This window comes from Streptomyces sp. NWU339 (assembly GCF_003143855.1).
Lineage (GTDB): Bacteria > Actinomycetota > Actinomycetes > Streptomycetales > Streptomycetaceae > Streptomyces.
In genome coordinates this window covers 112,085-125,043 of record NZ_QFRK01000005.1, presented here as the reverse complement: position 1 = coordinate 125,043, position 12,959 = coordinate 112,085, and the positions used below count along the sequence as shown (strand labels likewise).

Here is a 12,959-nt window from a genome sequence, read left to right as displayed (position 1 = left end):
TACCGAGACCCCCTCAACAAACCATACGTATGACAATCAAGACCGGATCAATCCATTACCGCCCTGTTTTTTCGGAACGTCACCTCGGCCACTCGGCTCGGCCACTCGGCCACGCCGACCGGTCCGGCTAGTCCGTCACGTCGATCGTGTACCGGTTCGTCTCCACCCCGGCTGCCGTGACGACCTGTACCTCCACCCGCCCCGGTTCCACCTCCACCGGGACCGGAACGGTCAGCAGGGCGTCCGTCGGGTTGTCGAAACCGCCCCTCACCGGCACCAGCGGCACATGGACGTGCACCGTTCCCACCCGGACCACCATCCGGGCCAGTCGGTCGGCTCCCTGCGCACCCGTCGGAACGAAGCCGGTGCCCCGGATCTCGATGTCGTCGCCGGTCCGGATCGGCGCGTCCAGGTCCCCGGCCTCCCGAGCCCGTACCACCGAAAGGATGACCGGTCGGCCGCCCTCCGCGTACTTGCCCGCGAGATAGGTCGCCGCCGACACCAGCACGACCACCGCGAGCCCCCACGGCAGATCGGGCAACTGGTCCGGCCGCCGCGCCAGTCGCACCGCCGCGAACACCAGCGCGACGGCGCTGATCACGACGTACTGGATGTCGGCGAAGCAGCCCCGTCCCGCGTCGTCGGTCAGCAGATCGGCCGCCCGGGGCCGGTCCGCACGTACCTTCTGCAGCCGCTGCCCCTGCACACGCAGTCCGACCACCCGCCGCACCACCACGGCGATCCCGCACACCACGGCGAGTACGGTCACCACGCCCGCACCGCGGGCCAGTTCCAGTCCCGCGATCAGCGCGTCGCGTTCCCGGTGCTCGGAGGCGACCGCCAGTTGCCCCACCAGGACCAGCACCGCGTACGCCAGGAGCAGCACCCAGGAGGCCGCCACCGCGCGGGAGGTGGAAAGACGGTTGTCCTCCCCGATCACCGGCGCCAGCACCCCACCCCGCGCCCGGTGGAACCACGAAGCGGCGGTCAGCGCGCCGGCCACCACCAGCGCGGCCAGCAACCCGGCCGTGCGCGCGGCGCTCCAGCCCGAGCCGATCGCCGTGAGCGCCTGGCCCAGAAGCAGCAGCACGACCGCCGCCCACACCACGACCGCCGTCCGACGCCACAGGCGCGCCAGCCAGGCCGCGCCCTCGGCCCGGCCGCGCTCGGCCACGAGTTCCGCGGCCTGCGCCAGCTCCTCCGAGACCCACTGGCGGGAGGCGGACGCCGAGTGGGCGACCGCCGCCGGCAGCCCCTGCCCGGCCGCGAACTCCTCCCGCTTCAGCAGGAACGCGGCGACCGCGCGCCGGTGCCCCTCACGCACCCCGTGCGGACAGTCCCCGCAGGCGCAGCCGCCTTCGTGGGCGCCCGCGTCCGCGCCATACCCCGTCCCAGTAGGGTTCGCCTCCTGCACCGCCACGCCCGAAGCCCGCCTTTCCCATGTCCGCGCACACGTTGGAGATCACAATCGGTGCACGCAACTCCCCGGCAACGAATGCGAATTGTGCCCTACGTCCGACCCTCCCCACCCGGCAGGTCCGGTCAGCGAGTGAAGTTCGAGACGTCATGTTGACCCGGCCGTGAGATTCCCCCGTGGCCGACCGTGGCCGACCGCCGTACGCCGCCCGCTGCTCCATCCGGAGGACACCGCCGATACCCGACACAAGGCGTCCGGTATCCGCGCCACACTCGGCCCATGGACACGAATCCCATGCACACGAACTGGGAGGCCTTCACCTCCGCCGAACCCGCTCTCGCGAAGACCGTGGCGGAGCGCTTCGGCGCGCACACCCACCACGTCCTCGCGACCCTGCGCAAGGACGGGTCGCCGCGCACCACCGGCCTGGAGGTGCGCTTCCTGAACGGTGAGCTGTGGCTCGGCATGATGCCGGACTCGCTCAAGGCGCTCGACCTGCGCCGCGACCCGCGCTTCGCGCTCCAGGCGAACCCGGGGACGGGCACGGGCATGGGCGGCGGGGACGTCCGGATCAGCGGGCGCGCGTTCGAGGTCGACGACGCGGACACCAGGAGCAAGTACGCCGAAGAGGTGGAACCGCCGGAGCCGTTCCACCTCTTCCGCACCGAGTTGACGGAGGTCGTACGGACCTACGTGGAGGACGAGACGTATCTCGTCCTCCAGGTCTGGAAGCCCGGTGAGCCGGTGCGCACGCTCAAACGGACGTGAGCCCTCTCCGAACGGGGACCACCCGAACGGGGACTACTCCCACTCGATGGTCCCCGGCGGCTTGGAGGTCACGTCGAGGACGACGCGGTTGACGTCCCGCACCTCGTTGGTGATGCGGGTCGAGATCTTCCCGAGGACGTCGTACGGCAGCCGCGACCAGTCGGCGGTCATCGCGTCCTCGGAGGACACCGGGCGCAGGACGATGGGGTGACCGTAGGTGCGGCCGTCGCCCTGGACACCGACACTGCGGACGTCCGCGAGCAGGACCACGGGGCACTGCCAGATGTCCCGGTCGAGGCCGGCCGCGGTGAGCTCCTCGCGGGCGATGGCGTCGGCCTCGCGCAGCAGGTCGAGCCGCTCCTTGGTCACCTCGCCGACGATGCGGATGCCGAGTCCCGGGCCGGGGAACGGCTGCCGCTGGACGATCTCCTCGGGCAGGCCGAGTTCCTGGCCGACCATCCGGACCTCGTCCTTGAACAGCTGGCGCAGCGGCTCGATCAGCTTGAACTCGAGGTCCTCGGGCAGACCGCCCACGTTGTGGTGGGACTTGATGTTGGCGGTGCCGGTGCCCCCGCCGGACTCGACGACGTCCGGGTAGAGGGTGCCCTGGACCAGGAACTCCACGGCCGGGCCCGCGTCCGCGACGATCTCGGCCTGGGCCTGCTCGAAGACCCGGATGAACTCGCGGCCGATGATCTTCCGCTTCTCCTCGGGGTCCGAGACGCCCTTGAGCGCGGTCAGGAACCGCTCCGACGCGTCCACGACCTTCAGCTGCACGCCGGTCGCGGCGACGAAGTCCTTCTCGACCTGCTCGGTCTCGCCCTTGCGCATCAGGCCGTGGTCGACGTACACGCAGGTCAGCTGCGAACCGATGGCCTTCTGGACGAGGGCCGCGGCGACGGCGGAGTCCACCCCGCCGGACAGACCGCAGATGGCGCGCCGGTCACCGACCTGCTCGCGGATGGCGGCGACCTGATCCTCGATGACGCTGCCGGTGGTCCAGCTCGGGCTCAGGCCCGCGCCCCGGTACAGGAAGTGCTCCAGCACCTGCTGCCCGTGCGTGGAGTGCATCACCTCGGGGTGGTACTGGACGCCGTAGAGCTTCTTGTCGTCGTTCTCGAAGGCGGCGACCGGGACGACCTCCGTGGAGGCCGTGACGACGAAGCCCTCGGGGGCGGCGGAGCAGGCGTCGCCGTGCGACATCCACACGGCCTGTTCGTCCGGGGTGCCCTCGAAGAGGGTGGAGGACGACTTGGAGACGTGCAGGTCCGTACGGCCGTACTCACGCGCGCCGGTGTTGTCCACCTGGCCGCCCAGGGTCCGCGCCATGAGCTGGAAGCCGTAGCACATGCCGAAGACCGGGACGCCGGCCTCGAAGAGCGCGCGGTCGACGGTGGGGGCGCCCTCCTCGTACACCGACGAGGGGCCGCCGGAGAGAATGATCGCCGCCGGGTTCTTGGCAAGGATCTCCGCGACCGGCATGGTGCTCGGCACGATCTCGCTGTAGACCCGCGCCTCGCGGACGCGACGGGCGATGAGCTGGGCGTACTGCGCGCCGAAGTCGACGACCAGGACGGTGTCGGGCGCGTTGGCAGCGGAAGTCGCTGATGACACGAGGTGCCTTCCGGCGGTGGGCGGGTCTGGTGTCTTCCGAGTCTAGCCGGTGGACGTGCGGTCCCCTCCTGGCTCCCGCAGCCGCGCACGGCGGGGGCCCGTCTCACCATGCGACCCGTGTTGGCGGGCCGGGGCGAGCGCGGCATACTGGGACCCATGTTCACGCACGCGGCCTTCTCGGCTTTCCTCTTTACCTATGGCAACCGGCCCACCGGCTGCCATGGTCGTGCTGCTTGAGCAACTGACAAGCGACTTCCCAGGCGCCCCGGGCCGACAAGGTCCGGGGCGCCTGGCGTTTTCGGACCCGGTCGCTCCAGGGCACCCCACCCATCCAGCGAGGAGCCCCGCCATGACCACCACCACCGACATCACGGCCGTCGACAGCACGACCGCCGAGAGGACCGGCGCCCGCACCGTCGAGGCCGCCGACGTGATCGCCGGCGCCCGCGAGCGGATCGACGCGCTCGACGATCGGATCATCGGCCTGGTCCAGGAACGGATGGCCGTGTCGGCCGTCATCCAGCGGGAACGGATCGCCTCCGGCGGCCGACGCGTGAACCTCTCCCGTGAGATGGAGATCCTCAGCCACTACAGGGACGCCCTGGGCAAGTCGGGCACCGCGCTCGCGATGACCCTGCTGGAGCTGAGCCGCGGCAAGATCTGAACCGGCCGGACACCGGGGCCGACCACCGGTGACTGAATCCGCGTTCCAGGCACACACGTACGCATTCCCCCTCACCCGTACGGCGCGTGACCGGAGCCGCGGTCGCGCCGTTGGTCCGGGTGTCCGTGTCAGCCAGGGGCGGGCTCGAAAGAACCACGCGTGGCTCGCCGGAGCGATGAGACGTACGGATCGTGCCGTGCGTCGTGGGACCTCGTTCCGGACAGGTGACCGGACGGCAGGGGACAGCAGCCCGGTCACCCAAGAGAACGGTCGGCCCCGGGGACGCCCGGGGCCGACCGGCGGGCCCCTCCCCCGCGGCCGATTCCCGTGCGGGACGTGGTGTCAGGTGCGGGACACGACGCCGCATTCCTCGGCGGCCCCCTCCAACCCCTGGCTCCGGTCGTACGGATCCCGCGCCTCCCCCGTCGGTACGGAGCCGTCTTCCAGGTCGGCGAGGAACTGCGGACGGATCACTCCGTCGCCGTCCCGGCAGTCGTCGTTGCTGATCTCGCTGTTGATGTCGCCGAGCCAGATGCGTCCGTCGGTCGCCTGGAACCTGGCGGGGTCCACCGCCTCCACCTCGATCACCCGGCGCGCGATCACCCGGGCCACCTCGTCCCCACCCTGGCGGGCGAGCGCGTACACGAAGGTGTAGTCACCCTTGACCACGGCCTTCCCGGCGGTTCCGCGCACAGGCTCGACCGTCAGACGGCCACGAACCCTCACGTCGTCCACCAGTTCGACCTCGTCGGGGTCGAACCGGGTGAACGTCCACACCGGGTCGTTCTTCACCGTGGGCTTGCGCAGCCCCGTGCGCAGCTCGGCGAGGTAGTCCCCCATCAACGGGTCGAGGAGGGCCAGCGCCTCCTTCGGCTCGGCCCCCATGATCACCTCATGGTCGAGGTTCGAGGCGATCAGGAAGTCCCTCGCCCCTTCCAGAGCCGCCTCGACGGAGGCTGCGGAGACTCCGTTGACGGCCTTCGCCTTCCCCTCCGGCAACCGGATCGCCTCCGCTCCCGACTCCCACCGCGCGGCCGGAGATCCGGCGAACGGCCGCTCCCGGGTGGGCATATCGGCGGGGGCCGCGGAGGGGGCGCTCGTGGGGCGGGCGGTCTCGGGGGCCAGCGGTGCGCCGTTCGTCCCGTCCGACGCGTCCGCACCGCCACCGAGATCGCCGGGCAGCCAGGAGAGCGCGCCGGACGGGTTGACGGCGACCACGGCCACCGCTACGGCCACCAGCACGCCGACGACGCTCCAGCCCGTGCGCCGGCGCGTGGTGCGGCCGTTCATCTCCTGCCAGGCGGGCCCGGTGCGCCACCCCTCGGGCTGAGCGGGCGGGGCGGCGGGCTTGTTCCGGCCCCAACGGCGCTTTCCGCCACCGCCGCTCGACCCGGCCTGCGCCTCGTCCATGGCGCGCAGCCGCTCGGTCACCATCCGCGCCCGCGCGGACGGTTCCTTCGGGGCGGAGGCGTGGATGTCGCGCTCACTGTCCGCGAAGAATTTGTCCCACACATCGTCGGGCGGGGTGGAGGACTCCGGTCTCGTGGGCTCTTCGGACGGCTGCTCAGGCACTGAGTGACGCGCTTTCTGTCAAGAGGTGTCGGATTTCGTCAACGCGGATCGAAGGGTGAGCGTACGCCCGAGCCGATCACCCCGTACGAGTGATCCACCTCACATAAACTTTCTGTCAGAGTCAGGACAACCATTCACAGGCTTCGGTGATCAAACCATCAGAACCACGGGCCACACCCCGCGCCCCACCGCGGAGGCCTCCCCCCTGACGCGTACCGCAACCGGCGGTACACCTGACTTACCGAGGTCTTCATGAAGCTCCGCCGCGCCATGGCTGTTGCGGCCGCAACAGCAGTGATCGCCCCGGCTGCGCTCCTCGCGGCTCCGGCCGCGTACGCGACCGATTCGGCCCCGGCAAACGCCGTCTCCTCCGAGTCGAATCCCGAGGAGACCGAGCCGGAGAAGACGAGCGACCCGGCCACCGAGCCGTCCGACCCCGAGACGACCGACGACACGAACCCCCCCGGCGAGACCGAGACCGACGCGCCCGACGAGGAGACGCCGGAGAACACGCCCAGCCCCTCCGTCACCGAGTCGGACCCGGCCCCGAGCCCCTCCACCTCCGCCCCCGAGCCCGAGCCCGAGCCCACGCCCAGCGAGTCGGAGCCGGAGGAGTCCGAGACTCCGGACCCCGAGCCGTCCATCTGCGAGGACACCAAGGTCGATGTCGGCATCTCCGGCCTGCCCGGCAAGATCGCGGCGGGCAGCGGCTGGCACAAGTTCTCGCTGGACGTGGTGAACAACTCCGACTCCACCCTCGAGAACCTCGACTACTTCGCCGGAGCCTCCGCCGAGGCGAACTGGGAGGACCTGTTCACGAGCAAGCAGGTCGAGCTGCAGGTCCAGGACCCGAACAACGAGGCCTGGCACGACCTCAACGAAGAGGGCTACGCGGCCGGTTACATCGGCTACAGCACCGAACTCGAAGCGGGCTACCAGGTCAACATCCCGCTGCGGATCAATGTGAAGCCCTCCGCCCCGGCCGGCGCCGCCTTCTCGCTCGGCGCGACGATCTACGGCGACAGCGACGGCGAGTGCACCGGCTTCGGTGACGTGTCGTACAGGTTCCAGATCGTGGCCGCCGGTACGGACACGGACGGCACCAAGCCGCAGGAAGGCGGCAAGGCCCCCGTCACGAACAAGAAGCCGGCCGCCGACACGCCGAAGGTCACCGGCAGCCTGGCCGAGACCGGTTCCAGCTCCGCGCTTCCGATGGTCGGTCTCCTCGGCGGTGCCGCCGTCGTGGCCGGTGCGGGTGCGGTGTTCGTGGTGCGTCGCCGCCAGGCCGGTGCGGTGGCGTAAGCACGCCGTGAGCAAGGTGGCGTGAACACGCCGCAGATATAGGGAAGAGGACCTGCGCTCGGAGGGGGGCGCAGGTCCTCTTTCCTTCCCCGGATCACTCGGATCACCCGGATCACCCGGCCCGTTCGGACCGCCCGGCTGCCGCGGCTACTTCTTCGGCGGCACCGCCGGCATCCCCAGGAACGGCAGCCTCAGCGCGCCGAACGCGTCCGCCGGGACCGCCGGCGACTTCGGCTCGACCGGCTGGAGCCGCTCATAGGCCGCCCCCTGCTGCGGACGAGGGTCGGGTTCGCCCTTGTTGGGCCAGTACGACATGGCCCGCTCGGCCTGTGCCGTGATCGTCAGGGACGGGTTCACGCCCAGGTTCGCCGAGACCGCCGCCCCGTCCACGACCGAGATGCCGGGGTGACCGTAGAGGCGGTGGTACGGGTCGACCACGCCGGTGTCCCGGGTGGCGCCGATGGGGCAGCCGCCCAGGAAGTGGGCGGTGAGCGGCATGCCCGACAACTCGCCGATGTTGGAACCGGCGAACCCGTTGATCTCGGCCGCCAGGGCGGACGCGCCCTCCGTGGCCGCCTTGATCTGCTTGGGGTTGGCGGCACCGTGGCCCTGCCGCGCGGTGAGCAGCCCGCGGCCCGCCCCGGACGGTTTCAGGTACGTCGTCAGGGAGTTGTCCAACGACTGCATCACCAGGCCGATGATGGTCCGCTCCGACCAGCGCCGGTTGGAGAGCGAACGCATCATCAGCCAGGGGTGCCTCGCCGCGTTGCCCAGCCAGCCCAGCACCCTGGCCGCGCCCGAACCACCGCCCGCGTACGGGACCTGGAGGATCGACAGGCCGCCCATCGAGTTGGAGCCGCGACCGTAACGGACCGGTTCGATATGGGTGTTCTCGTCGGGGTGGATCGACGAGGTGATGGCCACGCCGCGGGTGAAGTCGACCTTGGGTGCCCCTGTCGCCCTGCGGTAGCGGCGGTCATCGGTCTGCGCGCCGACCAGCGCCTCGGAGTTGGTACGGGTCAGCTCGCCCAGCCTGTCCGATATGTGCGGGAGCCGGCCGTCGGCCTTCATCCGGTGCAGCAGTGTCTGGGTGCCGTACGTGCCGGCGGCCAGCACGACGCGGCGGGCCCGGAAGGTCCGCCCGCCGCCCTTGCGGCGGTTGTCGGTGGGGAGCGTGGCGACGGCGAATCCGTTCTGCGAGTCCTCCGTCACCGACACGGCCGTCGTCATGGGGTGGACGACCGCGCCCGCCTTCTCGGCGAGGTGGAGGTAGTTCTCGTTGAGGGTGTTCTTCGCGCCGTGCCGGCAACCGGTCATGCACTCGCCGCATTCGGTACAGGCCCGGCGCGCGGGTCCCGCCCCGCCGAAGTACGGGTCGGCCACCTCCCGCCCCGGCTTCGCCCGCACCGTGCCGTCGGCGTCCTCGCCGTCGCCGAAGAAGACGCCGACCGGGGCCATGTGGAAGGTGTCGCCCACGCCCATCCGCTCGGCCGCCGCCTTCAGGTGCACGTCGGACGGGGTCGTCGTCGGGTTGAGCCGTACGCCCAGCATGCGCCGCGCCTGGTCGTAGTACGGCTTCAGCTCGTCCTGCCAGTCGGTGATGCCGCGCCACTGCGGGTCGTCGAAGAAGGGTTTGGGCGGCACGTAGAGGGTGTTGGCGTAGTTGAGGGAACCGCCGCCGACGCCCGCGCCGGCCAGGACCATCACGTTGCCCAGCAGATGGATGCGCTGGATGCCGTACATGCCGAGCCTGGGTGCCCACAGGTAGTTCCTCAGGTCCCAGGAGTTCTTCGGCAGGGAGTCACGGGTGAAGCGGCGGCCCGCTTCCAGTACGCCGACGCGGTAGCCCTTCTCGGTCAGGCGCAGGGCCGTGACGGAACCGCCGAAGCCCGAGCCGACGACGAGGACGTCGTAGTCGTACACGGCGTCGTACGCGGTGTCATGCACCGTGTCATGCGCCGTGTCGTGCGGCGTTTCGTCCTCGCGTTCGTCGTTCCGTTCCTGGACGGAGTTCTCCTGTGACACGTGCTCTCCTCGTCGAAAGCTGCGGTGCCGGCTTGGCCCGGTCGGGGCAGGGCGGGGCGGGCTAGCGGAAACGGAATGCCTTCATCAGACGCAGGCTCCGGCTCATGAACTCCGCGTACCGCTCGTCGTCCAGGCCGAGGGAGGGAGCCATCGGCAGCAGCCGCTGGTGCGCGACGGTCTGGGCCTCCGTGTACTTGAGGATGCCCTCGGAGCCGTGCCGGCGGCCGAGGCCGGAGTCCTTCATGCCGCCCATCGGCGACTGGACGCTGCCGTAGGCGGGCGCGTACCCCTCGTTGATGTTGACCGTGCCGGTGCGCAGCCGGCCAGCCACCTCGCGGCCGCGCCGGGCGTCCTTCGTCCAGACCGAGGCGTTCAGGCCGTACGGGGTGGAGTTGGCGCGTTCGACGGCCTCGTCGTCGGAGCCGAAGCGGTAGAGGGAGACGACCGGGCCGAAGGTCTCCTCCGCGCAGACGGTCATGGACTCCTCGACGCCGTCGAGGATGGTCGGCTCGTAGAAGTACGGCCCGACGTCCGGACGGGCCGTGCCGCCCGCGATCACCTTGGCGCCCTTGGCGACGGCGTCCTCCACGTGCCGGGTGACGGCGTCCAACTGGCGTTCGCCGACCAGGGAGCCCATGTCGGCGCCGTAGCTCAGGGAGGTGCCGAGGCGGATCGCGCGGGTCCGGGCGGCGAAGCGCTCCAGGAAGGCGTCGGCGACCGACTCGTGGACGTACAGCCGCTCGATGGAGATGCAGAGCTGGCCCGCGGAGGAGAAGCAGGCGCGGACGGCGCCGGCGGCGGCCTTGTCCAGGTCGGCGTCCTCCAGGACCAGCATGGCGTTCTTGCCGCCGAGCTCGAGGGAGACGCCGACCAGGCGGGCGGCGGCGCTCCGGGCGACCTCGCGGCCGGTGCGGGTGGAGCCGGTGAAGGAGACGTAGTCGGCGTGCCGGACGACCTCCGGACCGACGACCGGCCCCTCGCCGAGCACGACCTGGAAGACGTCGGCGGGCAGTCCGGCCTCGATCAGCAGGTCACGGGCCCAGAGCGCGGTGAGGCAGGTCTCCGTGTCGGGCTTCATCACGACCGCGTTGCCCGCGACGAACGCCGGGAGCGCGTCGCCGACGGACAGTTCGAGCGGGTAGTTCCAGGGCGCGATCTGGCCGACGACACCGCGCGGGTGACGCAGTTCGGTGACCTTCGTGAGGGCCGGCACGGCACCCGCGTGGCGCTTGGGCCGCAGATACGCGGCGGCCCGGCGGCCGTAGTGGCGGGCGGCGATGGCGACGGCCTGGACCTCCTCGTGGGCGTGCAGGCGGGCCTTGCCGGTCTCCAGCTGGATCAGGTCGAGCACCTCGGCCTGGCGTTCGAGCACCAGGTCGTGGAACCGGAGCAGAACGGCGGCGCGCCGCCGTACCGGGATCTGCGCCCACACGGCCTGGGCGGTGCGGGCCGCCTCGAAGGCCCGCTCCACGTCCTCGGGGGTCGACTCGGGGAGGTCCGCCAGCTTCTCGCCGGTGAAGGGCGTGTGGTTGGCGGTCCGCCCGGAACCGACGACGCCCTTGGTGAGCTGGGCGACCAGTTCGGGAGTGACCACGTCGGCCGCGGTGCGGGCGCCCGCCGGGGCGGGGGCGAGAGGGTTGGTGCCGGTGGTGTCCCGGGTGGTCTGCACGTCCGTCATGAGCCGCAGGGTATGCCCACGCGGACGCTTTGTGTACCCGCCGGTAACAGATTCACGGACCGCTCACACACCGCGCCAGTGAACGCTGGCAACAAACCCGCTGATCAGGGCGTTGATCGGTTCAGGGTTCGTCGACCGGATCCTCGGCGGACTCCTTGACGGTCTTCTTGGCGGACTCCTCGATGTCCAGGTTGTCGATCACGGTCTGCGCCACCTCACGCCCGCGCTCCGTGAAGTCGCCCTTGCCCGGGTAGCTGATGGTGAGCTTGTACATGTCCTCGGCGGAGGTCATGTAGTAGAAGATCCGCATCTCGCGCGGGCGGGGGTTCTGGCTGTCGTTCGTGGTGTAGACGACGGTGTTCTCCGCGGCCGGCTTCCCCTTGTGGGTGAGCTTGGGCTTCGGGTCCGTCGTCGGGTTCTCCGGCATGTCGAGGGAGTAGTTGCCGCTCTCCTTGAAGCGCTTGTTGTCGTCGTACATCTCGGCGTCGGCGGAACCCTCGATGTCGTTACCGGTGCCCTCGGCCTTCCGCTCGAGTGTCAGGCCGACCCAGATGCTGCCGCTGTGGTCCGTGTACCTGACCCAGTGGTCCTGGTCCGTCTTCCGGTCGGGCACGGACCTCTGATAGCCCTTCGGCACCGACACGGACGCCGCGACGTCCTCCTCCTTGTGGGTCTCCCAGCCGTCCGGCAGCGGGCCCGCGAAGGGGTCCGCGATCACCAGGTACGCGGCCACCGCTCCGGCGACGACCGCCGCCCCCAGACCGGCCAGCGTCTTGTAACCGATTCGAACGCCGCCCTTGCCGCCGGACGCGGGCCCGGACCCGTTGCCGAAGCCCGGGGAGTGGACGACCTGTGTGGGCGGGGGCACGGGCGGGTTGACGACTGCTTCCAGCAGCACTCGGACCTGCGCGGCGTTCGGGCGGTGCACCGGGTCCTTCTGCAGCAGTCCGGTGATGACCTCGGCCAGCGGCCCCTTCGCGGCGGCCGGCGGCGCGGGCGCGGCGTTGAGGATGGACTGGAGTGTCGCGGGCGTGTTGCTGCGGCGGAACGGCGAGACCCCCTCCGTGGCCGCGTACAGCACGACGCCGAGGGACCACAGGTCGGAGGCGGGGCCGGGGCGCTGGCCCAACACCCGCTCCGGCGCGATGTACTCGGGCGAACCGACGAAGCCGCCGGTGTCGGTCAGGTTGGTCTCGCCCTCGATCTGGGCGATGCCGAAGTCGGTGAGGACGACCCGGTCGTACCGGCCGAGCAGCACGTTGTCCGGCTTCACGTCCCGGTGCAGGATGCCGGCCGCGTGCGCGGCCTCCAGCGCACCGAGCACCTCCAGGCCGACCCTGGCCGCCTCGCGCGCGGAGAGGGTGCCCTCCTCCTGCAGTACGGCACCCAACGAGCGGCCCTGGACCAGCTCCATCACGATCCACGGCTGTCCGTCCACGAGCGCGACGTCATGGACGTTGACCACCGCCGGGTGGTCGAGCCGGGCCGCGGCACGGGCCTCGCGGCGCATCCGCTCGAAGGCGTTGGCACATTCGCGTTCGGGAAGATGGTCCGGGACGCGGGGCTCCTTGACGGCGACCTCGCGGTCCACCGTCTCGTCCGCGGCCCGCCACACCGTGCCCATGCCGCCGTGCCCGAGCTTGGAGAGCAGCCGGTAACGACCGGCGATGAGCCGACCGACGCCGGGGTCCTGCGACGGCTGTGAGGAGGGCTGCGGCGAGTGGGGCGGCTGCGGCGATCCCTGCCGGGCGTGCGCCTGTGGTGGCACCACCTGGGTGGGGGACGCGTACGGGTTGTCGGGATGCGGCATGGCCGCGGTCGGGTTCGGAACCCGGCCCGGGTTCGGGGTCGGCGGTTGCAGATCAAAACTCGTCGGCTCGTCTACTCCGCCGTGGCGGGCTCCCCCGTGGCTGCTCATG

The 12,959-nt window shown here is 70.9% G+C and carries 9 protein-coding genes; 3 read left to right on the top strand and 6 right to left on the bottom strand.

The window, feature by feature from the left end; all coding sequences use genetic code 11:
- Positions 1 to 127 precede the first annotated feature (127 nt).
- Entirely contained in the window at positions 128 to 1,420 is a 1,293-nt protein-coding gene (locus DIZ27_RS08705) for a hypothetical protein (protein ID WP_109377736.1), read from the bottom strand.
- A gap of 291 nt (positions 1,421 to 1,711) precedes the next feature.
- Between DIZ27_RS08705 and DIZ27_RS08700 the strand changes: the two genes are divergently transcribed.
- A complete protein-coding gene (locus DIZ27_RS08700; protein WP_109377735.1) occupies positions 1,712 to 2,185 on the top strand; it encodes a pyridoxamine 5'-phosphate oxidase family protein in 474 nt (157 codons plus the stop codon).
- Between the two features lie 33 nt (positions 2,186 to 2,218).
- Here DIZ27_RS08700 and guaA read toward each other — a convergent pair whose 3' ends face one another.
- Positions 2,219 to 3,799 (bottom strand): glutamine-hydrolyzing GMP synthase, encoded by a 1,581-nt coding sequence (guaA, locus tag DIZ27_RS08695; RefSeq protein ID WP_109377734.1) that lies wholly within the window; start codon positions 3,797 to 3,799, stop codon positions 2,219 to 2,221.
- A 349-nt stretch (positions 3,800 to 4,148) separates the two neighbouring features.
- Between guaA and DIZ27_RS08690 the strand changes: the two genes are divergently transcribed.
- A complete protein-coding gene (locus tag DIZ27_RS08690) occupies positions 4,149 to 4,463 on the top strand; it encodes a chorismate mutase (protein WP_109377733.1) in 315 nt (104 codons plus the stop codon).
- 342 nt (positions 4,464 to 4,805) lie between these two features.
- On the opposite strand, the gene DIZ27_RS08685 is transcribed toward DIZ27_RS08690, so the two are convergent.
- Positions 4,806 to 6,035 (bottom strand): hypothetical protein, encoded by a 1,230-nt coding sequence (locus DIZ27_RS08685; RefSeq protein WP_181383447.1) that lies wholly within the window; start codon positions 6,033 to 6,035, stop codon positions 4,806 to 4,808.
- A 252-nt stretch (positions 6,036 to 6,287) separates the two neighbouring features.
- On the opposite strand from DIZ27_RS08685, the gene DIZ27_RS08680 reads away from it, so the two are divergent.
- Complete coding sequence (locus DIZ27_RS08680) at positions 6,288 to 7,337, top strand: LAETG motif-containing sortase-dependent surface protein (RefSeq protein WP_146228918.1); 1,050 nt, start codon at positions 6,288 to 6,290, stop codon at positions 7,335 to 7,337.
- Positions 7,338 to 7,484: 147 nt separating this feature from the next.
- Here the strand turns inward: DIZ27_RS08680 and DIZ27_RS08675 are convergent, their stop codons facing one another.
- From DIZ27_RS08675 to DIZ27_RS08665, 3 genes are all read right to left on the bottom strand, one after another.
- Positions 7,485 to 9,362 carry a GMC oxidoreductase gene (locus DIZ27_RS08675; protein ID WP_375231944.1) on the bottom strand — a complete coding sequence of 626 codons (1,878 nt, stop codon included), beginning with the start codon at positions 9,360 to 9,362 and terminating at the stop codon, positions 7,485 to 7,487.
- A gap of 61 nt (positions 9,363 to 9,423) precedes the next feature.
- Complete coding sequence (locus DIZ27_RS08670; protein ID WP_109377730.1) at positions 9,424 to 11,040, bottom strand: succinic semialdehyde dehydrogenase; 1,617 nt, start codon at positions 11,038 to 11,040, stop codon at positions 9,424 to 9,426.
- A gap of 121 nt (positions 11,041 to 11,161) precedes the next feature.
- Positions 11,162 to 12,958, bottom strand: coding sequence for a serine/threonine-protein kinase (locus DIZ27_RS08665; RefSeq protein ID WP_181383446.1), 1,797 nt, complete (start codon positions 12,956 to 12,958; stop codon positions 11,162 to 11,164).
- Position 12,959: the final 1 nt, after the last annotated feature.